The organism is Segatella copri (assembly GCF_019249655.2).
Classification (GTDB): domain Bacteria; phylum Bacteroidota; class Bacteroidia; order Bacteroidales; family Bacteroidaceae; genus Prevotella.
This window is the reverse complement of sequence record NZ_CP137557.1, coordinates 502746-527027: the sequence shown is the minus strand read 5'-3', so window position 1 is coordinate 527027 and position 24282 is coordinate 502746. Positions and strand designations below refer to the sequence as shown.

25 protein-coding genes are annotated in these 24282 nt (G+C 38.8%); 1 reads left to right on the top strand and 24 read right to left on the bottom strand.

The genetic code is table 11. The annotated features are described in order from the left end of the window. The first annotated feature begins 117 nt into the window (after positions 1-117). A complete protein-coding gene (locus tag KUA49_RS02165) occupies positions 118-591 on the top strand; it encodes an RNase H family protein (protein ID WP_218411957.1) in 474 nt (157 codons plus the stop codon). 235 nt (positions 592-826) lie between these two features. On the opposite strand, the gene KUA49_RS02160 is transcribed toward KUA49_RS02165, so the two are convergent. The 24 genes from KUA49_RS02160 to KUA49_RS02045 form a co-directional block, all read right to left on the bottom strand. Then, positions 827-988 carry a hypothetical protein gene (locus KUA49_RS02160; RefSeq protein ID WP_218411956.1) on the bottom strand — a complete coding sequence of 54 codons (162 nt, stop codon included), beginning with the start codon at positions 986-988 and terminating at the stop codon, positions 827-829. 769 nt (positions 989-1757) lie between these two features. Continuing rightward, entirely contained in the window at positions 1758-1982 is a 225-nt protein-coding gene (locus KUA49_RS02155; RefSeq protein ID WP_218411954.1) for a hypothetical protein, read from the bottom strand. 712 nt (positions 1983-2694) lie between these two features. Beyond that, positions 2695-3411 (bottom strand): hypothetical protein, encoded by a 717-nt coding sequence (locus tag KUA49_RS02150; RefSeq protein ID WP_218411953.1) that lies wholly within the window; start codon positions 3409-3411, stop codon positions 2695-2697. Positions 3412-3423: 12 nt separating this feature from the next. Further along, positions 3424-4230 (bottom strand): hypothetical protein, encoded by an 807-nt coding sequence (locus KUA49_RS02145; RefSeq protein WP_218411952.1) that lies wholly within the window; start codon positions 4228-4230, stop codon positions 3424-3426. Between the two features lie 174 nt (positions 4231-4404). Next, on the bottom strand, positions 4405-4638 hold the full coding sequence (locus KUA49_RS02140; RefSeq protein ID WP_153112956.1) for a hypothetical protein: 234 nt from the start codon (positions 4636-4638) through the stop codon (positions 4405-4407). A gap of 18 nt (positions 4639-4656) precedes the next feature. Next, positions 4657-5772: a DGQHR domain-containing protein gene (locus KUA49_RS02135; protein WP_218411951.1), complete on the bottom strand. Its 1116-nt coding sequence runs from the start codon at positions 5770-5772 to the stop codon at positions 4657-4659. Positions 5773-5785: 13 nt separating this feature from the next. Next, entirely contained in the window at positions 5786-6376 is a 591-nt protein-coding gene (locus tag KUA49_RS02130) for a hypothetical protein (RefSeq protein WP_153112958.1), read from the bottom strand. Positions 6377-6969: 593 nt separating this feature from the next. Then, positions 6970-7506, bottom strand: coding sequence for a UpxY family transcription antiterminator (locus KUA49_RS02125; protein ID WP_218411950.1), 537 nt, complete (start codon positions 7504-7506; stop codon positions 6970-6972). A 123-nt stretch (positions 7507-7629) separates the two neighbouring features. After that, the gene (locus tag KUA49_RS02120) at positions 7630-10896 is read right to left on the bottom strand and encodes a hypothetical protein (RefSeq protein WP_218411949.1); all 3267 of its coding nucleotides are present in this window, start codon (positions 10894-10896) and stop codon (positions 7630-7632) included. A 102-nt stretch (positions 10897-10998) separates the two neighbouring features. Continuing rightward, positions 10999-11271, bottom strand: a complete 273-nt coding sequence (locus KUA49_RS02115) for a glycosyltransferase (RefSeq protein ID WP_218411948.1) — start codon at positions 11269-11271, stop codon at positions 10999-11001. A 54-nt stretch (positions 11272-11325) separates the two neighbouring features. Further along, on the bottom strand, positions 11326-12303 hold the full coding sequence (locus tag KUA49_RS02110; RefSeq protein WP_218411947.1) for a leucine-rich repeat domain-containing protein: 978 nt from the start codon (positions 12301-12303) through the stop codon (positions 11326-11328). Positions 12304-12882: 579 nt separating this feature from the next. Next, entirely contained in the window at positions 12883-13101 is a 219-nt protein-coding gene (locus tag KUA49_RS02105; protein WP_218411946.1) for a hypothetical protein, read from the bottom strand. A 342-nt stretch (positions 13102-13443) separates the two neighbouring features. Next, positions 13444-14142 carry an MFS transporter gene (locus KUA49_RS02100; RefSeq protein ID WP_318331661.1) on the bottom strand — a complete coding sequence of 233 codons (699 nt, stop codon included), beginning with the start codon at positions 14140-14142 and terminating at the stop codon, positions 13444-13446. Next, positions 14121-14459 carry an MFS transporter gene (locus tag KUA49_RS02095; RefSeq protein WP_318331660.1) on the bottom strand — a complete coding sequence of 113 codons (339 nt, stop codon included), beginning with the start codon at positions 14457-14459 and terminating at the stop codon, positions 14121-14123. Before KUA49_RS02095 ends, KUA49_RS02100 begins: the two co-directional genes overlap by 22 nt. A gap of 360 nt (positions 14460-14819) precedes the next feature. Next, the gene (locus KUA49_RS17600; RefSeq protein ID WP_218411945.1) at positions 14820-15146 is read right to left on the bottom strand and encodes a P-loop NTPase fold protein; all 327 of its coding nucleotides are present in this window, start codon (positions 15144-15146) and stop codon (positions 14820-14822) included. Positions 15147-15184: 38 nt separating this feature from the next. Further along, positions 15185-15901 carry a DUF2290 domain-containing protein gene (locus KUA49_RS02085; RefSeq protein ID WP_218411944.1) on the bottom strand — a complete coding sequence of 239 codons (717 nt, stop codon included), beginning with the start codon at positions 15899-15901 and terminating at the stop codon, positions 15185-15187. Then, positions 15885-17957 (bottom strand): DEAD/DEAH box helicase, encoded by a 2073-nt coding sequence (locus tag KUA49_RS02080; RefSeq protein ID WP_218411943.1) that lies wholly within the window; start codon positions 17955-17957, stop codon positions 15885-15887. The genes KUA49_RS02085 and KUA49_RS02080 overlap by 17 nt, the downstream gene beginning before the upstream one ends. Positions 17958-18135: 178 nt before the next feature. Further along, entirely contained in the window at positions 18136-18978 is an 843-nt protein-coding gene (locus tag KUA49_RS02075; protein ID WP_218412012.1) for an Rpn family recombination-promoting nuclease/putative transposase, read from the bottom strand. 260 nt (positions 18979-19238) lie between these two features. Then, complete coding sequence (locus tag KUA49_RS02070) at positions 19239-19811, bottom strand: IS66 family transposase (RefSeq protein WP_218412011.1); 573 nt, start codon at positions 19809-19811, stop codon at positions 19239-19241. A 118-nt stretch (positions 19812-19929) separates the two neighbouring features. After that, complete coding sequence (locus tag KUA49_RS02065) at positions 19930-20319, bottom strand: hypothetical protein (RefSeq protein ID WP_218411942.1); 390 nt, start codon at positions 20317-20319, stop codon at positions 19930-19932. 39 nt (positions 20320-20358) lie between these two features. Continuing rightward, positions 20359-20616 carry a hypothetical protein gene (locus tag KUA49_RS02060; RefSeq protein WP_218411941.1) on the bottom strand — a complete coding sequence of 86 codons (258 nt, stop codon included), beginning with the start codon at positions 20614-20616 and terminating at the stop codon, positions 20359-20361. 399 nt (positions 20617-21015) lie between these two features. Then, the gene (locus KUA49_RS02055) at positions 21016-21750 is read right to left on the bottom strand and encodes a nucleotidyltransferase family protein (RefSeq protein WP_218411940.1); all 735 of its coding nucleotides are present in this window, start codon (positions 21748-21750) and stop codon (positions 21016-21018) included. 50 nt (positions 21751-21800) lie between these two features. After that, positions 21801-22940, bottom strand: a complete 1140-nt coding sequence (locus KUA49_RS02050; protein WP_218411939.1) for a galactokinase family protein — start codon at positions 22938-22940, stop codon at positions 21801-21803. Positions 22941-22998: 58 nt separating this feature from the next. Next, positions 22999-24222 (bottom strand): transposase, encoded by a 1224-nt coding sequence (locus KUA49_RS02045; RefSeq protein ID WP_153093847.1) that lies wholly within the window; start codon positions 24220-24222, stop codon positions 22999-23001. Positions 24223-24282 lie beyond the last annotated feature (60 nt).

Genomic DNA, 24282 nt, shown 5'->3' with positions numbered 1-24282 from the left:
TTGACTATTGACAAATAATGAGCACCCCCAGAGCCAGACTCTGGGGATTGCTCATTTCGTTTTTATAGAGGATAGGATTCTAAAACAATAATCAACAGGAAATAAAAGAATAAAAAAATGAATAAGATGCCCGTAAATCCTCCTTCATGGAGAAACGATACCGTGTTGCCTTTGCCCAACGAGGTAAAGGCGAATGCCTGGGCTGTGGATGCTGCTTGTTCCGGCAATCCGGGTCCGATGGAATACCAATGCATTGATCTCCAGACTGGTGAGCAGGTTTTCCACTATGGTCCCATTCACGGCACCAACAACATCGGCGAGTTCCTTGCCATCGTCCACGCCCTAGCCCTGATGGCCCAACGAGGCATCACCGACAAGGTAATCTATAGCGACAGCGTGAATGCCCAGCTCTGGGTAAACAAGAAGCAATGCAAGACCAAGCTGGAACGCACTCCTCAAACCGAGCAGCTCTATCAGGTCATCGCCCGTGCCGAGAATTGGCTCCGCACCCACCCCGTCACCGTGCCTATCTTTAAATGGGATACGAAGAAATGGGGCGAGATTCCAGCCGACTTCGGAAGAAAAGGATAGGCGAGGAAAACGCAAGAGACTGGATCCAACAGGTTTCTTGCGTTTCATCTTTATATTTTCATAGCCGTTACAATTCTATGGTTCAGCAGTAACCATCATTACCTTTTACTTCAACCCACATTGTCGATAATCATGCACACCTTATCCTTGTTCTCATGGTTGATGCGCAACCCACGCCCCACCATCTGCAGATACTTGGCTAGCGACAGCGTAGGACGGGCCATCTTGATAAACTCTACGTCAGGACAGTCGTCGGCATCTGCACCATCACCGAACTGCCTACCCTCTCCTTCTTACCATTCTCATTATAGAATGTACTGGTAGCATCGGAAGTCAGCACGTTGATAATGTCTTCCAGCATCTTCTGCTGGTAGTCATAAAGCTTGATTTTCTTCATCAAAAGAAATTATAAGAGAAGACAATAGCCAACAAGATGAGCCGAGCTTTTATTCAAAGCTCAGCCCATCTTATCGTATATAATAAAAATCTAAATTCTAATCCTTTTGTGTTTCTCTGATATTATTTATATAACTTTCCCAAAGTACGACTTTTTCATAACCACCAAGAAAATCACAAGAAATCTGCAAGTTATCAGCCAATTACCACGAAATCAACCGTAAACTATAAACTATTAACTGTAAACTGCTATTCCCAGGCGGTCCCATCCCGCAAAATATGGCGAGGGCTTTGATGCCCCGCCAACCTTATAGCAAAGCGGTTCCGAGCACCGGAGGGCGGTTACATCCTTCCCTTTTCGAGAAGGGTTTCTGTCTCCCTGTGAGGGGAACCGAAAGGGTCGCAAAGCCTATAGTGGCTTGGTTAGGATGTGGAGCTCTCCTTGCAGGAGAGACGGAGAGGTAGAAAAACGCCCATACTATTTCACACTACACTATTTAGGAAAATTATGTGTTCAGTTATTTTTATTCCAATCAGTAAGTCAATCAACTCACGGATTGTGATTATTCTTTAGGTGAGCCAGATATACTTTGCAGTATCTTCATTTGTCAGAAAGTTGAGAATTTCCTCGTATTCATTCAGTATGGAAGTTGTAACACACAAGAGATTAGTACCATCAAAGAAACTGTCCCAAATTTTACGATAAGGACTCCTTGACGATATACACTGTATGAGACTATTAGTATCAAGTACTATTTTTTCCATACCCATTATTTTTTCAACATAGCATGCAAATCCTGATGACGTAACTCATCCAATTTTGCTTGATTTAATACTCCAGAATCCCAAAGAGAATCTAAGCATTCATCTGCCTTTTTACGAAAATAGTTAGCTAACACTGTCTTCACCTCCAAAAGCCTTGCTTCTGAACCATCAAAGGCAAACATCTTCAACAAATGCTGCTGTACTGGATTAAATAATGCTGTCTGTTCCATAATCTACTTCCTTTTAAACGTTTAATTCTGCCGCCAAAGTTACGCTTTTTTCTTGAAACCACCAAGAAAACCACAAGAATTCTGCAAGTTATCAGCAAATAACCACGAAATCAACCGTAAACAATAAACTATTAACTGTAAACTGCTATTCCCAGGCGGTCCCATCCCGCACAATATGGCGCAGGGCTTTGATGCCCCGCCAACCTTAAAGCGTAGCGGTTCCGAGCACCGGAGGGCGGTTACATCCCTTGCCCTTTTGGAAAGGGCGAGGGCTTGGGAGTGGGTTAAGGACCCTCCCCCAGGGGAGGGACAGGTGGGGCATCCACAGCACTGTAGGGCGGTTTTCCTCTTCTTCCCTGAGGGGAGAAGACCGAGAAGAGAGGTGGAGCCTTCTTTAATGGTAAGGAAGGACGGGTAGGTTTTCGAAAAAGATACCATTTTACCGTTTCTTCAATCCCCTCCTCAAACAGGAGAGATGACTCCCAACCTATTAGAGGTAAAATCCATATTCTCTCATCTCCTTCGCCTCATTGTCGCCGATTACAACCTCAGCGAACTTTGGCTTACTGTTTAATTGTTTCTTGCCTTGTACCATAATTTGAATATTTTAAAATCACGGTGCAAAGGTACAAAACTTTATCTAGGCGCACAATACGGCTTTCACCGAATACTTACCTACCATTTATTATGGTTCACAAAAGAAATGGTATGATTATACACAAGCCATTTGTGACTTTGAGACTTTTCCAAAAGCACGTTCCTTCACAATCTGAGGCATATAAGAGTTTTTCTGTATGACACCACCAAGCCCAAGCTTGTCATACACCATACCACCAACACCAGGGATAACAGCACCGGTGCTTTCATCCCTCTCATCATCAATGGCAAAAGCGCAATAAGAGAATTTGGAAGTTATCTCTTCTGGAAATTCTGCTTCAAGATTGCTCTTGGCATCCTTATACATGACAGGGGCTACAATGATAATCCTCTCAGGATTTGTCTTATCCACAAGATAATTGATTTGAGTCTTCACCACGCAAGAAGTGCTAATGATCGACTTAACAATAATCATTGTATCGCAAGAAAAAGCATCAGGATCAATATATGACTTGACGATAGGTGATAATTCAACCTTCGGGTTATCACATATACGAAGACGCTTCGACCAAAATACAGCCAAAGCCATTTTCTCAGGAAAGGCAGCCAATACACCCTTCGCAAGCCAATCAGCATCCTCAGAGGCACACACCAGCAAAACCTTCCCTAAAGAATCGAATCTATCACGTATTACATCACCCAAACTATGTCCTAATGTAAAAAACGCACCACGATAAGCTGCTGAAGAAACTCCATCAGTCACCAATGTACGCAAGGCAGTCTTCACCTCCACCTCATTGGCTCTATTTATATTTTCATATATTCTTCCCATGACATATCCATTTTAATATAGAACATTAATCATACTCTCTACATCTGTGGAAGCAAGGATTTCCTCTATCTTGCTTTCCGTAAGTTCAGTATCTCCTTCAAATCCTCGATACTTCCAATGCAACATGGAAGACTCTACTTCTATGGCAAATCCCATTTTACCAAGCAGTTTCAAGATATCATCAAGAATCTTCTCATCTATCTCGGTACCAAACAAAGTTCGTTTTACATCTAAGAAGATAGACTTAACCGTCTTACCTTCACACAAACCTCCACACCATTTGCCAAAAAGCATCGTAACAAAAGTACTAACATCATAATGTTGTTTGTCTCCCACTCCTATAGCTTTAGCTGCAACAGAATAGACTTGAGCATCATAGGCATACATGTTGATATTAGCGTATGCAGGAAACTCCTCTACATCTGTAACATCTTTTATATCTGCAGGCTTACTTTCCTTCATCTTTTCATATCCAGAAGAGACAATAAGCTTCAACAAGAATTTCACCTCTCGAAACAGACATAACTCAGCTTGGTGGTAAAAGTCATAAGCCAAAGTATTCTTTGTCTCAATATTGCCCCATGAAAGAGACTTAACATCCTTTATTTGATGATAAACAGAACTATCATCTTGCAGAATCAGCAAGTCATCCACATAAGCATTTTCTACCTGAGAGAACAAGGTCGCATCAAGCTTTCCTTCCGACATCAAAAGCAATATTTGATATACGGAAAAATATGCTTCAAACATATTTCCTTTTTTGCTATTTTCGCCACCTCGATGCTTACGGGTGAGGTATTCTTTGTCTATTTCTACCATAACATTTATTTTTATGTTCGCACTTTTGCTAACAATTTGCCAAAGATACGATTTTTATAAACACGCTCCAAGAAAAACACCTAATATTTAGGAAAAATTATATTTTTCACAGGAAACAAAAAGCGATAACATACAAGGAGTTTTGCCCATATCGTTTTTGTGGAGATGCAAAAATTAACACCCAACCTTTTTTTCTCTCAAAGAAGCATCTATATCTATATCAAGAAACTCCTTACACCTTCTCACAGACATTTGCTGAATAGCTATTGGAACAGGATAGCTTTCCATGAACTTCTTCAAAAAGTATGATTTACCATCACCAAACTTTGCAGAAAATATAATTCTACTTTCTGCCTCAAAGACTTTTTTGAAGACTTGAATATTTCTATCGATGCTGATTGTTTCCATTATTAATAACGAGAATAGCTAACATAATTTATTTGACTCTTCGATATACGATTGAAGTTTTGCTTGCAACTGTTCACCACCTCCAGAAAAATATTTATTAGAAAAATCCTCTTTACGCATTTCCATATAAACTTTTAAGTTTTGGAAACACTGATGGAAAAATCCTTCCGTTAAATTTCTTTCTGTAGCACCTTTTTTATATAACTTAGGAAATGCTTTAATCACGCCACCAAATCCCGTTGTTTTCCACAAGACGTTATTATCAGGATAATCCCATTCCTTTGGAAACACATCTTTCAGAGCATTAAAACAATTCAATAGCACTTTCAGCATAACACCATCTTGCTCTGTAATAAAGTATTCTCTAAAAGGTAATTTTCTATCTGAAGCTAGCGAATCTCCACGTTTTAACCTATAACTATCAGCATCAGGATTATTTGAAATCAAAGTCAAAAGTTTCGTAACAAAAGTTCCTTGAGATAAAACTGCAAAACTTTGTCCCTGCTCTTTTTTCCCAAGCATCTTCAAACGATTAAAGAAAGGTGACTCTTCCATTTTATTCATTGCCCTGGCAATTTCATGAGCAACTTTTTGCGGACTACGCTTTGTTGATAAATCAAACAAATCGTAGATCAAACTCATGCTAACCTTCGTTTGAGTACTATTGATAATAGAAAAGACGTAAGCCTTCTCTTCTGTATTCAAATTAAACATCAAAACCACAGGTAAGTTAAACTCACCACTCAAACCTGAAGAGCTAATTCCCAACAGTCGATGTTGACCATCAATTACATCCCCTATTTTTTTATTATCGTCAACCTCAAAAACAAAAGTATTATTCTTATCTATATAACTTACATCAGAATATATACTTATAATAATAGGAGTAGGAAAAGTAGCATCTGGATCAGAACAATAGTCCTTAATTTTATTGACACGCTCTTTTGATTGTGCTCTTTGAATCCCTTGCTCCTGAGTATTCGTATATCTTTTAAACAAAGACAATTCGAAAACATTATCGGAATTTCTTCGTCTAATTTCAACTATATCTACAAGAGTCTTTGCATTAATAGCTGATAAATAGAAGGTTCCAATAGGCTGTTCTACTTCTATATATGGAATTTCTAGTTTCATAAATCAACACATTTTACAGTTGTACACCATTAGAATCCTTTTTAATGTTTTCAGATTCTTCACTCATCTTCTTTATATTTTTGCTCTCCTTTAATTCATATTTATCACTCAACATACTAAATTCATTGTTTTGCGGATCCATCAATAGCAAGCAATATGAATATATTCCTAATATGGTTCCAGCTACAAAAAATAGAATTTGCCAAATGTCAAAGGATTTATTAGCTTCATCACTCTGCATAATAGAGCTTGTATATGCCGAATAAAAGATTCCGATAAAACAACATAAGAAGAATGTAATAATAAGCCAAATCATTTTTGGCTGCTTAAAATCATTATTCTCCTTTGTCCAGAAATCTATCAACAATGTTCCAAAAGATGAAGCTAACATAGCAATAACAAAAACATATAATGTACCAGACTCCAAATCATAAGTTATCGAATCTGAAATACTAATCTTGTAGAAATAATGACGCACTATAAAATTTATCAGCATCCCAATATTTCCACCTAAGAATGTTGATAAAGCCCATATAAAGAATGATGTCTTATTGTATTTTATCACCCTAAAAGGACGGAAAAGATATAATTTAAGTCGTTCCATATCTCATTAGAGATTAAGTCCATAATTTTTCCCAATACTCACCCTCAAATAGATTAAAGCCTGGTTCTAATGCCATATTATAATTCTCTATAGATTTTCTCTGAAACTCATAGAATCGTTCAATATTCTCTTCATCCATAGATTGGTATAATTTCTCAGACATACCAAAACCTTCTATCCTTTGAGAAAAAAGATCTGTCAACAATAAATTGAAATTCCATGTGGCTCCCCTTCCGTCTTGTAGCGGAACCAGAATGTCTGAAAGTCTTTGTCGCTGTACATTTTACTTACGTTTAAAATTACTGGCGACAAAGTTACATCTTCTTTCTCAAATCACCAAATCCGTTTTTGGACGCTTACTAAAGATAATTGTTGAGTCATAGTATAAATATTACTGAATATGCATTCCTTAGGTTCCTCAAATCTCAGTTTTACCACTGTGATTCAAGTACTTAGAGAATTCCGCATTACAATATTTCATTTTTTTTATCCTCATCTCTAACAAAAGAGTGAGATTCATGATGCAAAAATAGATATAAATTATGGATTTCGCAAGTTTTTTATATCTTTTAACAGTAAGTTGAATTTCATACCTACTTTACTTTCACAAACTTACACTCCACGCTGCATGCCATTGCTATCAAACCTTCTATCAACACTATGAAGCGCTTGTCCTTCGCCCCCTTCACTCGCTGGTAATAACCAGAGATGCCAGCAAGTGGCCCATCCCCGATGACCACCCTTGCATTCTTCCGAAGCTGCCCCATCGTCTGGGGAGTGAGAAACTCGGGCTCGTCATAATCGACCGATTCGTAAAGACGGATGAAGTCATCCATCTGCCTCTGCGGCACAACTATCGGAGACAGGGGATTTAGAATGAACTGCAGAATCTCCAGCCCCTTCTTCACCTTCATGATGCCATTGTAGCTATCATGCACGAAGACGAAGTTGTGGATAGCCGGTTCCTCCCGCGTTACAATTTCACCATTCCGAATCTCCTGCATTTTCTTCATCGGGATAAAATTCTCTATATGGTGAGCATCCAAGAGTGCCTTGGCCTTCATCTCCCGACGAAAAGGAGAACTCATCGCATACCACAAGATTTCATTGGGATCACAAGATAACCTCATATTGTCTTTTGATTGTTTTCCAACTGCTTCATTCTCTTCAATAGCAGAGAGTTAAGTAAGGACTTTATTTTTCTTGCCAACCTATCGTTATCTATTTTGACGATAGCAGCAAAATACAGTTAACTATAAAACACAATTTCTCCTACCCTCTATAGTATCATCATAGCGTTTTATATACTTATCTACGATTTGGATAGATAAGTCATCAAGATGAGAGCATCTATTATAAATATCTCTCAATTGCATATTCCGAAGTTTTTCCAAATCTTCAATAGTGTCAACTAAAGCTTGAGACGGATTATCAACAACCTCATCGTTGACTTCAAATCTTTGAGTAGCCGTCAGTTTCTTTGGTTTTATCTGCTTTAATAACTGCCTGCAAGACATATAAGGCTGGTTTTGAGCTAACCAATTATAAACTGCAATAAGGCACGTCATCTGCTGTTTTTCTTTCTCATCAAGTTGCTTGATCTCAACGACATCAACATAACCATCAAAAACCTGATGAAATAAGCTTTGCAATTTTTTCAACTTATCCTGTGCATCCAGCAATATCATCGTCATTCTTTGAACATCATTGATGAAGCCACCTGAAAGCTGGTAACACTGTCTGAAGAAGATTGTCAAATCAGTAGAATAATGAGAATACAAGGAGTTTAATTTCTTCAAATTATCTTTTGCACTTTGGTCTTCATTCTTCTCTTTGTTAATTTCATAACCTAATCCGAATCTATTTATTTCAGTTGCAGGCAACTCTATGTGAGTATTTAAAATCTTATCACACACATCATAAGAAACTTGATCCATTTTGGCATTGTACGCCTTTCCTACTCGATGAATGTCATCAACACCTTGCCAATATTCTTTTATTACATCAACAAATAGCTTACGCAAAGTTATCAATTGATCACAATAAGCTTTTCTGGAAGGAAGGACATAGCTTTTCTCATACAAATGCACCATCATTGTGCGCGGCTCTTGCATATCGTCAAGCGGTAACATTTCTCTACTTATATGCTTTTCAAAAGTCAAATCTAAATCTTCAAAAATCACATCTTTTATGATCTCTGAATGATATACATCTGCATTTGGAAATGCTTTTCTCAGCAAATCAATATGATGCAGATTAATGCGATGCATTATATCTCCATCTCCATTTTCAAATTGTTTCCCTGCAGTAAAATAGTCTAAGAAAGTAAGACATTTGACCTCATTTTCACAAATTTCAAACTCCAAGATATTATTTTGGATGCGAAATTGTTTAACGAAGTTTTCTTCCAGCTGATTAAATGTGGCAGAATCATAACCAGCCAGTTTCAGACCAAGAAGAACATCTGCCATCTCTTCTAAATTATTAGGAACCTTAGCATCCATCTTAAAATCAGCAAATTCTGGCTTATAAGAAAGCTGCAAATTACATATCGTTAAGAATTTTGCCAACCAAAAATAGTCTCGCCACTCTTTAGGCTTTTCCAAAGAGATAGAACTATCAAGCCATTTACATAAATAGAAATAAACCTCAGTCTGCAAAGAAAATCTTTTTCTTACATCATCCATCGTAAGACCTATTTGGCTTCCAAACAATTTATCAACAGATTCCTCAAGTTCGGTTTCCGTAAAGTTAACAGGCACTAAGTATTGCCAACAAAGAGGCGCAGTTTGCCTTAACCAATCAAACGCTGCTTGATTATTATCAATATAATGTTTAACTCCACACCACACCAATGTTCTTGCCACAATATACGCTTGCATAGAGTTTATCTTCTTACCCTCCAATTCACGTAAAAGAGAATCAGGCGTATATTTTCCTTCATCTATAAGGGCCATAAGAAACAAAGGACTTGTGTTTTCATTAATATGCTCGAATAATTCCATACCAATTTCTTCTAAACCATTTCTATAATTCCTAAATATCTCTTCAATTATGATATGAGTCCTAATGGGGTGAACATCAGAAAATCCTTCACCATTATACTCAAAGAATTCACCTTTCATTTGGTCTATACATCGAGACAGGTCCATTGGAGAAAGATGACACAAGTTCCGAATGGCATTCACAGAGATATTTCCCTGCAAGACATTCGAGACAGATATATACTGAAGAAAGGAGGCATTTACATGATCAAGTCTTCCTATCTGTTCAGAGATTCTTGCCCTTAGAGGAACACCATGTGTCAAGAAATACACATATTCAAGCAATGTTTGAGGATGTCCAGAATTATTCCAAGCCTCTTCAAAGATATCAATATGGCACAATCCTCTTTCGCATAGATGATCAAATATATCCTTTGCCTCAGATTCGGTTAAATCTAAGGCAAGAGTAGAATAATGAAGTTTCTCATTAACCTTGTTTTTACACCGATTCCAATCATCCTGCCGGATTGTTACTAAGCATTTAACAAAAGGAGTATCCTCTATTTCATTTACCACTTGAATCCATGAAGTATCGTATGGCAGCACATCTAAATAAACAAAAGCTTCACTCTTCAAGCCTTTCGAAATATCTTTGATGGTGGCAATAATCTGCGATATGTTATTTCGATTTACATATTTAATCTCGTATCGTAAAGGAGTACCACAAATCTTCAAATAACGATATGCTAAACTACTTTTGCCAGAACCTGAGACACCCGTTATGAAAACAAGATTATTGTCTTTCAGCTTCTCATAGAGTTGTTGCAACTTTTCTTCTCTGACAACATCATAATTTTTGGCAATATGTATTTCCTTAGCAGATATACCTTGATAATAAGATATTTCAGAATTAACATCTTCCTGACAAACTGACTGAAAAAGTGGAATTACTGTTAGTCCAAATTGAGTAAAGAATTCCTTTTGACGCACAGAAAACGCTATAATCTGTCCTACCTGACAACATAAATCATCATAAGTAGCAGACTTTTCATTTATCACAAGATAACAAATCCACTGAATCAAATAATCCTTTACTATTAAAGGATCAATAGATGGAAATCGATTTTTTAAAACGGATTCAACATAATTTTCCAACTCTCCTTGCGATTTAGACTGCCATAATATTTTTGCAGCAAGCTCCTTGGAAGAAGCATAATCCAAATGAAGAGTTTCCTCTTTTTTGAGCGACTTTACAAGAGAGGACACCTTCGTCAATCTATCAGAAATCACTCCTTTATCATTGCCATGTCCAACCGCCACGAATGATATTTTTACATTTGAATTTTTATCTAAACTATCCTTACCACGAGAAAACAAAGAAGTAGATTTACCCTTGGAAAACAGATCAGAATACACGATTGTCCCAGAATAACACTTCACCTGTATGGTTTCGATAATTTGGTCATTCAAATATATGTCTAAATCTTCTCTTCCTTCGGGCACGAATACTTCTTTAGAATCAGCAGACTCTATCATTCTATACAACGTATAGAGATATTGAACATGATAACCAAAAACTGTTGATGAAACGGACATAACTATAACCTTTGTCTCAAATCTGATACTTAAAAATCAAGATTAAGCTTTAAATATTTCCTCATATAATTTCTCAATGCTCTCATTCACCATAACAGGAGCGAACACCCTCTCTCCGAAGCTTTTAGAATATTCAGCCATATTCCTGAGAAGATCAGGAGATTCCATCAGTTTTCGAAGCTGCATGGTAAGCGCATCCACATCATCAAATGGGAAAGTGAGGCAGTTCTTTCCTTCTTCAATAACATCAGGCAGACCACCTACAGGAGTAACCACACAAGGTATGCCATAGGCCCATGCGTCAAGTACACCCATTGGGAAGCCCTCACCATCGCTGGCAAGACATCAGCTCCTCTATGCTCCATGTAATCATGACTTTACTAAATCTTTAATCTCTGACATCAACTTTAGATAAGTTTTTTCCTGTTCCGTTTCGCTCATATCAGATAATGTTTTTTGTGTATCATTTACAGCCTGAAACTCTGCCAAATCAGAATCCAAGAACATACTTGGTTTAATCAATATACTCATTATTTTCGTATTAGCCGACGCAGCCTTATGTAATATTGGTGGTAATTCGTTATTTCGGATGAAATCAGAGGCAAGAAAATCTGTAGAAACTAAAAGAATAGCAATATCTGCCTCTCTTAAAGCTCTCTCTATTTCTTCTTTCCATCGCTGACCAGTTTTTATTCTTTGGTCAGACCAATCATCAATCCCACCTACATAGTTTTTCAACACTTTCAAATGAATCATCAATCTGTCGCAATACACCTTGTCAGTATGTGCATAACTAATAAATATTTTATGTTTTTTCATTTCCATCTTCTTCTCTTCTGTTTCCTTTTCCATAAAATTTATATTTAAGTTTGCCAATGGAGCGTTATGTGATACTTTCGCTTTTTCATCTATTTTCACTTCTGCTACATTTTGAGTTATAGGATTATCAGTAAGATCAACTCTTTTAAACTTTGCCATTAAATTATCATCCACATTCACGATATTGTTCTTACTCAATATAAGAGTTTCAATATGTGATGTTGCAATTTGTTTAGGCAATTTTTTGATTTGATTACCATGAAGATTTAAAATTCTAAGCTTAGGCAATTGAAATACTGCACTTTGCAAATTCTTGATTTGATTAAATGCCAAGTCCAGGGTTCTAAGCTTACGTAATTTTAATATTTCTTTCGGAATTATCTCTATTCTATTCTTACTCAAATCCAACTTTTCTAAATTAGTATATTGAAACACATTATCTGGTATAAACTTAAGATTTTTACCTGATAAGTTTAATTTGCGTACCTGTTTTATCGTTTTTCCTTTTATTTCTATTGGATATTCCATTTTTTTTTTGTAATTTTGCAGTCATAGTCGGACTATGGGGGTAGCGACTTAAAAAAAGTGATGTTCAGTTTGAATCCCTGCGGGGAGGCAAACTGATTAATACCTTAAGGGGAGGCAAAACGAATGGGAAGAACACGCAAGAATCTGGGAAGAGGTACTTCCTATGTTCTTGTTATGTTTTGAATCCGCTTTAATTCATCACAGCTTCGGCATCCCATGATTTATTCACTAGTGAATCTGTGCCCTGCAAATATAAGGACACGCCAACATTTAAAGGTCGCTTCGTGCGACCTTTTCTTGTTATTGATAAGCAATTATCTGGAATACTTGAATTCTTTGATGGATAATGAAGTTGAGTATATCACCATTATAGCGTAAGTATCCGCTTTTTTGTCTACATCAGACTCACGCATCTCCTTCGCCTCATTATCACCGATTACAACCTCGGCGAACTTTGGCTTACTGCTTAATTGTTTCTTACCTTGTACCATAATTAGAATATTTAAAATCACGGTGCAAAGGTACAAAACTTTATCTAGGCGCACAATACGGCATTCACCGAATACTTACCTATCTTTCTCATTTGCCAGAAGTACGTAAATGCTCATTACCCCAACTCTCGATGGTATCAAGAGTTATACTTCCATTATCGCACAACTCATCGATCCCCTCATCAACCTTCTTTGCAAAGTATTGAGAGAGAACATTTTCAAGATTATCCAATTCCTGTGGAGTCTTGATATATGCCATCATCTGCAGAATCTTCATCTGAGCAGGGTTAAAAACTGTCTGTTCCATCCTATTTTCAATTAAAAGTTCAACTTTGCCGCAAAAGTACACTTTTTCCTCGAAACCACCAAGAAAATCACAAGAAATCTGCAAGTGATCTGCAAATTACTAAAAAATCAACTGTAAACTATAAACTATTAACTGTAAACTATAAACTGCTATTCCCCAGGCGGTCCCAGCCCGCACAACCTGGCGAGACCTTTGATGGTCCGCCAACCTTATAGCGAAGCGGTTCCGAGCACCGGAGGGCGGTTTTCTCCCTCGCTCCTGAGGAGAGAGGGCAGGGGTGAGAGGTGGAGCCCTCTTTAAGGGTAAAGAGGGACGGGGTGATTTTCGAAAAACCTCCTTTTGCTAAAGGGAGCCAGAGGGTTTCAAAAGTGCATACCCTCCAATCACCCCATAACATACCAACGGTATGAGAAAGGCAATCGCCATACTCCCCGTAGTATCCGCAATATACCCCATGATTACAGGAGCAATCGCACCACCCACTATCGTCATGATAAGCAACGAAGAAGCAAGCTTGGTCTTTGTACCAGCATCCCTCAATGCCAGCGAGAAGATAGTCGGAAACATGATGCTCTCTCCTAGATACAGGGCGAAGAACGCAATGAGCGATAAGGTTCCGCTACATACCACCACAATCAATGTGGCAACAAAGGTGAGGATGGCACAGACCAACAGCACCAGCCTTGGCTGGACATAATTCATGATGACACCACCAGCCAATCTGCCGATAAAGAACAGACCCATTCCGCCAAAGGCGAGATACAGACTGGCAGCCTGCTTCTCTATATGAATGCTCTCCTCAGCATAGTTGATGAAGAAACTGTTCACACCCGTCTGGGCAGCCACATAAAGAAACAAGGTCAGCATACCGAAACCGAATGCCATCACTCGCATCGGCTTCTCCTCCACCTTCTCGTTCGTATCCGCCTCATGCGCTCTCCTTGGGTCCGGCAACTTAATCCTTGACAGAACCAGTGCCACAGCAAGCACGAAGATACCCACCAGAACATAAGGAATGGCTATGTTGACACCCGAGAACAACTGTTGATCCTGCTTCCCGGTATGAACATCAGAGCACCGATACCGAAGAGAACCAGTCCTGTTATCACTCCCCTCCTGTAGCCCCACTTCCGGATAATCCATCCGGCAGGCAGCGCCATCAGAAAGTAGGCACCATAGACAGCAGCCTGCGTCAGGGCCGACATCGCCTTGCTGATATGGAACGACTCCTGGAAATGCGGATTCAGCACCTCGAGGATGCCATGGGCAAATCCCCACATAAAGAAGAGACTGCTGATGATGAGGAAGGGCACCAGATAGTTATGCCCTTCGTATCTGAAGATGGATGGCTTCGTCATGATTCTCTGCAAATTTGTGACTGTCCTTTGTGAATGAGGAGTTTCCTCTAAGTTGTTTATTCTTTCTTTCCTTTTTTCCATTAGTAATAGTTTGTGTTATAAATATGTGATTTTAAATACTACACTACACTCCACTACACTGCTTTTTTGATTTATACGAGGTATAAATACGAATCCGTTTCCGCTTCATTAGAAGAACAGAAAGAAATCGAACTGAGCCTCATTTGAATCCGAAGTGAATCTCACGTAAACCTTAATAGAGCCCCACGTAAACTTTATCTGAGCCCCAAACCAATTCGAAATGAAACTTACTTCAAAAGCAAGTGAAGCCAGTTTCAATCGCAAAAAAGCCTTTTTGCTTTACAGCATAAGCAAAATCGTGAGGGATAAAGCCAAAATCGTGACTGATGCGTGAGGGATAAAGCCCCATTTTAGCCCATCAGTCACGCATACGAATCCTTTAGCAATCAGCATCTTATCAAATTTATATCTGAAAATCGTGATGGGTGATAGATGAGATGCAAAAAAATCTGCGTCATCTGCGAAATCTTTTACCTCAAATTTATTGAGCCAACCTTTGATGAAATGAGTTTTACCACATCCCCATTTACCCCTCAACATAATAGCATACTGAGGATTTGGAGTAGAAGCATAAATATTGAGATAATCAAAAATCTTAGTATTCATAATTTATCCTCAAATATAATATTCTATACATTTTGAATTCATACTAATGCTAGTTCCTGCCTTTCCATCTCATCCCATTTGTCTTCACCAAGCAAACATTTATCCTTTGCAAGTTTCAAGATTTTACTTCTACTATCTTTTTCTGCCATACATCTTTCCCAATTAACCTTATAAACTTGCTTTATCACAAAAACAACGAATGCAGCAGGTGTTAACAACGAGGCACAAGGAATTCTAATATCATTACTAATGCCTATATGCAAATGTGCATATGAATGAATATTAGGCATATATCTTACAGAATCTACATCATACCGAAAATACACTACCTTACTATTTATTCCTTGTTCAGATAACATCTGCTCATAGTCATTTTCAAATGTACATTTCAATTCCATCATATCTGACGAATCTTTAGGAATATCTTCAGCATTCATAAATGTCAATAGAAAATCCTCAAAAGGTACATAATTATAAGGAGCTTGAATATACGCATAACGCAAATCTGAATTTTCAAATTCTTCAAATTGGAAAATAGAACCATCTACTAATATTAAATTATAATCATAATGATTTATAGCAGTATCATACATCTGTTTATAATCATCTTGCTTTGATACTTTGAGGAAATCATCTGAAGGTGTTTGCCAAGTTAGGTTAGCATTCCTAAGAAGTTCGAAATCCTTCAAAATTGCACTAGCATCAGAAACAGAAGCTACAAACTTACCTGATCTTGTATTACTTTGCCTTGACATGATTCATAATATCCTCAAAGGACATTCCCTCATTTTGTAGTTCTTGAATAATACGTTGAATGTCATTAAATTGATTTTGCCGTTTAGTACTACCACCAAAAATTGTCTTAGTACTTTCTTCACTAGGCTGAATAAAATGCAATTTCAATCCTTCGCTTTGAAGTTTTTCCATCTCTTCAGAACAATATTCTATCGATTTTTCACCAGAAAGAACAACCCATCCTTTTGTTCGTGTAATTGCCGTGAAAAGGCGATTTCTTAATATAACGTTATTTCGATCGTTGAAGATTTTATCTACTCCCATAATATAAACCATACCAGCCTCATTACCTTTAGCCTTATTTAAAGTCCCTAAAGTAACATGACCTTCTTGATAAAATGTTGTTGTCGTGTATGCAGCATGAAGCAAATCATATACCCTTATGCCCTTTGACAATAGCAATTGCCCCAAATAGGTATAATATGATTGAATATTTCTGTCGTCCAAACAAATCACACAAATATCCTCTGGATTCAACCCTTCCTCTTGTATATCTTTTGTTATCAAAGAAGATATCTTTTCACATTCTGCAGCTAAAGATTCACACTTTATAATCCCCACAGAGAATCCATATTCTTCATTAAGGTAACTTGGAGAATTTTCTTGTGGTCTTGAAATCACCATTTCACACCCAACAGAGGAGTCTCCTTGCTCCACGACAAAACCTAAGCTCTTCCAATGTTCGTTATCTGTAAGTCTCTGAAGAACCCTTTCATTATAAATTCCCAAACCTAAGCTGAATGCAAAAATTAGAGCTGTGCGTGGGTTTCGATAACAAACATGAAGTATTATATCCCTATAAGGATTTGTCATCTTATTAAAATCCACATAATAATTACCATTCTCATCCTTACCAAAAGTTTCCTTTTCATCTTGAAGATTAACATCAAAAATATTTTGAAAGTCATCATAAGCCCACACTATTTTTTTATTAACAGAAAGCTTATAGCACAAGCGATAAAAAGAATTTGGAAAATCTTGTCCCTCATCAATTAATGTCAAATCATATTTGGGCTTTAAGTTGTTCTTTAACATTTCAGAACAGACAAATTCAAAAGGAGTTACCCCATGTCCAACAGCATTACTATAGGTTAAAGCAGAAATTCCGTTATCTAAACAAGCTTGATAATATACTCCATTGACTCCTGCTCCTCCCCAACCATGCAGAATATGAATCTTATTCCAATTAGGCTCTTTATTATCAGAAAAATCTCGATAATATCTATCTATCAATCCATGTATTAAGCCATACAATGATTTAGTATAATATGTATATAAGATTTCCTCATCTGGGTTTTGTAGATGATACAGGGCAGCCTTCATCGTCAAAACAATAGTCTTACCGGAGCCAGCCAATCCCCTAATTCGCTGCGGTCCCTCAATTGTCACTAATGCCGTTTTCTTTTGTTCAACATCAAAAGTTGCTTCTTGTTCTTGAATATCATTCAATATTTCGGATTTTGTTCTTTTCCCATGGATACCTTTAATTACTTTTCTATTGCGTTTTTGCACAACTTTGCGAGTACCTTCAACACAAGTAATCAAATGCTTAAAAACAGCATCAGGGATAACAGCCTGAGCTACATCTGCAAAAAGTTCATTCAGCTTTGATAAAGAAACATAGAAAAAATCAGGGTCTGAATTATCATACCTAGAAGAACTATCGCATATAACCACAGCAGAGGTTATACCAACATTCAACTCTTTTCTGTTTTTTCTAAACAATGAATCTTTACTTAATCTACTATATATGTTTTCATACAAATCATTGACATAATCCTTTTCTTTATCATTCAACTTACGATAGGAATTTATGCACTTAAAGTATACAATGCCATAATGACAAGACACCATCATGATTTCCACCTGACGTAATTCCTCTTGCAAATCCCCCCTATAAAGAGGAAAATTATAATAGACTATCGTTTCGTCATCGACCAGCTTTCCTAATGCTGAAACCAAAAGATTTGCAGGCTTATTCTGATTAAGCTTTTCAATATCCGCTATAAGTTTCATATTACAAGTTTTATCATAAAAGACCTTCACATAGCTAAAACGTGAAAGTAAAAATTATACTAATATCATTTTAAAGATTTAGCAAGGACTTTCCCTCTGAAAGTCCTTACCAATCGATTTTGCTAAATATATAAAATCTTACTATTCGTATTTTTCAAAGTAAAAGTAAAAGCCAATGCTACTCCGCCAATTTTTCTATTTCCTCCTTCGACAAGCCAGTAGCAGCAATGATGGTTTCAAAAGGAACATGGAGCGAAAGCAAATTCTTCGCTATTATTATTGCCTTTTTTCTTTCACCTTCTAGCACACCATCATCAAAGCTACCCTCCAGCAAGGTTTTCTCGCTGCTCACTACATCCCAAAACTTATCGTAGGCACGCAGTTCTGCATCAGTAAAGGCTGAAATCTTCACCTCCTCTAGAGCCTTATTAATCTCAGGATTTTCTAGAAGCTCAGCAGGAGCCTCCTTGGTTTTATCATTAATCTCTGTCAAGAATCGCAGCCAAAGAATCGTCATGCGCTTTTCCTTCATCGTATGAGGCTCAAACTTTGGCAGCTCAATAAAGGTAAAGCACAAGCCCTCTATTACCTTATTCGTATCCTTGTCATGCACGATGCGATAGTTATGGATACAATCCTCCATACCCCTCTCAAAGATATCGTTTACCAAGTTAAGGGAATATACAGGCTGCAAGTCCTTGTATCTAGTACCCATTTCAGCTTGGCTCACGTATGCCTTGGAAGCATTAAACAGCACACGCTGCTTAAACGCATCCGTCCATGCCATTTGCATTTCCACCACAAACTGTCTGCCCAGAATATCCTTGCATCTCACATCCACGATAGTATCCTTATGGATAGGATCCACAGGTATCATTTCTGTAGGCAGATACTCGATGCTCTCAATCTCCTGATCCTTCTTCAAAGGCAACAAGGCATTGAGAAGACTGATCAGCAAATCAGGATGATTGCCAAAAATCTTCTTAAATGTCAAGTCCGCCTTCGGATCCAAATATTTAATGTTTGCTGCCATATTCTCACGATTAAACGTTTAACTGGTTGCAAAAATACGTTTTTATTTTGAAATCACCAAATATTTTATAACATATTTCTTTGCAGGAAGCAATATAGCCTCTACCACCTTATCCTCTTAACCACCTGGTGATACCCCACAGCCGCTACATACGATAGGTAAGCATCCAACCCCTATAACAATACAACTCCATCCCCAGTGTTTACTGGGGATACAGAGTATTTTAAGAATTTGAACTTTTTCGATTTTTAAACAGGTTTAACTAAAAGTGCCTCTGTCATCAAGGCATAATCCCTTCTTCCAGCTACAATCATGTCAAAGAATCCCCTGAAGAAATCCAGTGGAGCCATTGCCATTAGCTTGCAGGTTTCAACGAAAGTAAGGTAGGTCGCTGTAACTCTGGCACCCTGCTCGCTGCTAAATCCGCCGAAGTTCTTTCGGAGATTTGTGAATGGGCGGACTGCGCGTTCACAACAGTTGTTGTCTATCAAGACGCTGCCTATCTTCGTATATACCATCAGCTCTTCCCAATGCTTGGTCATATATGTCAAGGCTTGTTGCAACTTAGCAGAGAGCTTTATCTCGTTTTTCTCAAACTGTTTCAACAGTGCTGTCGCTTGCAGATAGAGGTCGTGTAAAACTGGTAGGGATTCATCACCTCGATGCTTGACTATCTCTTTATCTGTGCGACCCAATACTTGATTTTCAACTTCGACCTTATATAATATACAGATCAAGTCTATGAATGCCTGTGCCAAGGTATCCTTGTAGTCACGATTCGCCGAGACAAACAGTCTTCTAACGTGCGACCAGCAACATATCTATATATATTTATATATCCGCAGTAGAACCACCTATATCAGAAGGCAGTTTATTCAATATTTCATCAAATGCATCCATATCAACTTTCAGTGTTAAGAATTATACATAAACTCCATTTCAATTCACCGAATACATATAATACTGCGCCATCTGGTAATCGAAGATGGTTACATTACCGGCATTTACAGTAACAGAGAAATAGGTGGCGGTATGATAGTCAAAGCCATTGATGGTATTGCCAGACATCATCATGTTTACATATGAGGCAGTAGAGTAATCAAAGAGGTTAGGGAGATAACCAGAAAGATAATTACTCCTCTGATAATCATATACTGACAAGAAATTGCCAGTATGCGAAACACTCATCAGATGATAACCACCATTGGTAAAATCAAACACACTTGAAGCCACCCTGTTTGTCACCATAACATAAGAAGCTACGGCAACAGCTCTTCTAACATCAGCTATCATCTCTTTCTCCTCCCATATCATTAGAATGTACGTCATCCGTTTGAGGCGCAAGAGGAGGAACTGGTGATGGTGGTCTCACCCCATGTCCCTTTTGTTGCGCCCGATATTCTCAGAACTCTTACTCTTCACATTCTTACTGCTGTTTAAGACCTGCTCAAACACCCAAGCATCCTTCCGTTGCAAAGCCACAATATCATTTTGCGCCTGCTTATAACAACAGGAAAGATAAGCAAATGTTGCACAAGACACAAGAATCACAAGAATGACGCAAGCCACGAACCTATGCCTACCGCTGATCGTGAAGACTGATTTTGTTTGACTATTCTTTTCCATACAACTCCCTTATTATATTCTTTGGCACTTTGAAAATTCTCATTACTTTTGCGCCCTTTCACTGGGCTTACAAGACTATCCGAAGATTCTTTCTGCGATAAACTTGGCTGGGAAAAGCAAGCCATCCATGAGGTAACCACTTGACAATCCCAGTTCTATTACCATCCGTTGCCACCATGCCTTTCTACAAGGCAATACCCAGCCTATCCCCCACCTTTCCCCATGCGGTCCCATCCCGCACAACTTGGCGAGACCTTTGATGGTCCGCCAACCTTAGAGCGAAGCGGTTCCGAGCACCGAGTAGGGCGGTTTTTTCCCTCGCTCCTGAGGAGAGAGGGCAGGGGTGAGAGGTGGAGCCCTCTTTAAGGGTAAAGAGGGACGGGGTGATTTTCGAAAAAACTACTTCCCGAACTTCTCGCAAGCTTCCTTATACGTATCGAGACTTCCAATATCAAATCTTCCAGCCGTCATTTTCCAGGCATGCATCTCTACCTGTTCCACCATATAATGAGCAAGATTGCCAGGGGCATCCTTGCCACAACCATTCTCTACGGAATGTCTTACCTTATCCAAATCCTTCTTCAGGTAAATATAGAATGGTGGCACAGCCCAATGGCTCTTTGGCTCCTGAGGCTTCTCCTCCATATTCAATACCTTGTCGTTATCATCCAGAACAATCACACCTGTGCGCTGCAACTTCTCTATGCTCGGCTGCTCATGACACATGATACATGAAGTACCCTTCACCTTGGCAAAATCCACAAACTCCAGGAAACTGAAAAAGAGGATGTTATCAGCTGCTACCACCAACATATCATCATCAATCTTCAACTTGTCCATCGCAAACAGCAAATCACACACAGCACCCAGTCTTGTGTCATTCGTCTCCGTACCGTCATCCACTATCGTAACAGGCTTCGTATAACTCTGTTTTGATGCCCACTCCTCAAAGATACCGGCAAACTTATGGTTCGTGATGATGATATGCTCATCTATCTCCGGAATCTTATCAATATCATCGAGCATTCTTCCCAATATCGTATTCTCACCGATCTTCAACAATGGCTTCGGAAAGTTCTTGGTCAACTCACCCAATCTTGTGGCATATCCTGCCGCTATCACAATATTCTTCATAATATACACAAAACAAATTAATTCTTCACTCTTCGTTCTTCACTCTTCACTTAAACGAATCTCGCTCCGTCATCCGGCTTCACCCAGAATACCTTAAATGTCTTCTCATATTCAGGGAATTTTTCCAGATATTGACGGGTCAACTCCTTCTCCACGTTCTCCTTACAAGCAGGATCCACTAAGGCGATGCAAGCACCCTTGAATCCTGCACCCGAGAATCTTCCGCCATATACGCCCTCCAAACTGCGCATAATCTCATAGATGGCTATCAACTCAGGCGAACCACACTCATAGTTATGGATAGAAGACTCGCAAGAGTCAAAGCACAATTTTCCGAATAGTTCCAGATTACCTGTCTCCCAAGCCGTCACACCCTGTCTTACCCTGCGATACTCCGAATAGAAATGCTCGGCTCTGCGGGCAAAGCGGGCAGGCATCCTGTCTTTACATGCCTCATACGACTCCTTAGGAATATCTCTCAGGAAAGTCTTGTTAAACTCCTTCAATGGCTGGTTCTGATACGCCAGCACATTCCAGGCAGCCGTCTTGCACTCATAAACCCTCAGGTTGTAGTCACTGTTCACCAGACTTCTCGTCAATCCCGAGAAGAAGATACCAATCTCGAAATCTTTCATCTCCGGATTTCTTCTGATGATGCGATAATCGTCCGAATCACAATCCAAAAACAGAAGACCATCCTTCTTTCCCAAAGCGATGCATGCCTGGTCGAGCAGACCGTTGTTCAGTCCGATATACTCTCGCTCCGCCTCCGAAGCAATCTTCACCACCTCGAAAGGTTGGAGCATGATATCATTAGCCTTGGCAAAAGCCATTACGTAGGCGATGAGTACGGCAGCACTGGATGATAATCCTCCCACAGGCAGCGACCCCTGCACCACACCATTGATACCCTTCTTCAAGTCAAAGCGTTTCTTCAGTGCGTATTTGGCACCTCTGGCATAGTCGCCCCAGTGCATTTCTCTTACCAGCGTTCCTTTAGTAATGTCAAAATCAACAACACCATCAAAGGTGCGTGATTCCAGATGCACCTCACCATCCTCATTCGGTGTAAACCACAGATCCACACCCTTGTTGATAGCAAAACCTGTCACGATACCATGCTGATGATCCACATGTGCGCCCAACGGACAAACCCGATAAGGCGAAAAAATATGATATTGAAATTCCATACAATATTTATTTAATAGATTAGCTTTAACAATAGTTCGTTAATAATTCAATAATGTGCTAAGCAGCTATACGCTGTAAGCACGAGAGATCTTTGAAAATCTTGCTAATTAAAGTTCGGTTCGGGGTGTACCCGCTTGCTTTAAAAATTCGTTTCACCAGATAAATATTGGTCATCAGTGACTTGAATGAAGACATAGAATATTCCATTCCCATCTCCTTCATAGTTACCTTGGCAACATTTAGTGATGTGAACGAAGCATTGAAAGCAAAATCGAGTTTCCACTTATCGCGAGCCTGGCAGTCCATAAGACCAGTATAGCCTTTGGCGTCACGAAAGCAAAATTCGATCTGGAACCTGGTTCTATAATAAAGAAGTACTTCTTCACCCGAAAGTGAGGTGTCTGTAGAGAAGAATAGTTTCTTCTTGCCATTCGGCATCTGCCAGATGACAAGTCTAACTTTACACCTGAGTGCCTTGGAATAGGCTATCAAAGTATAAGCTGTTCCTTCTATATCTTTCATCTCCATCTTCTCCATTCGAGTGAGGTCAAGATTCTTCATATCAATCTTGCCATCCTTGGTCTTGGGGCGACCACGTTTTCCAGTACGTGGACCAGCATAGACATAAAAGAGACAAGCATTGTCACGAAAGCGGCTTATCAAAGAGAACCCTTCTTTCTTTATCCCATTAACAAATGTACTTGTAGAGAAGTAAGCATCTGCAACTATGAGGGTTGAGAGTTTAAGAAGTTCCTTGCGGTAACGCTTAATGACGCTGATATAGAAATCTACCATAGTCTTGTTTCTAAGACTCAGTTCTTTATTACTTAGCGACTGGTGTGCTTTTAACATCATGCAGTCTTTGGCATCAATATCAATGAGGCCAATACCCATGATTTCGAGACCATGTTTAACAGACTGTGCACATCCCGACCAAAAACGACCGATATGTGGAGTCTTCTTGCCAGCTTTGCTGATGTAGCTGGGATCAATGGCAATAGCCCATCTTCCCTGTTTACCAAAGAAGCGCTTGGCAAGTGAGACATTAAGTTTGAGCCAGTCAATGCTTTTCGACTTTTTTAAGCCGAATGCGTTGCGATAGGTTTGCTCAACATGCGAGCCATACCTCCCCATTTGGGTGAAATTTATCTTTCTTGGTATTACCATGAACAAAATTATCACCTCGATGAGTATTTTCTCGAAACTTTTTGTTAACTTTGCAGCCGAATCTTCAACTGCATCTTTAAAGATATCCATATATTGGTCAAGTCCTGTATTCATATAATTTTGCGTTTGTCGTGATTTGCAAAGTTACTGAAAATCAGCGACTTGACCAACTTT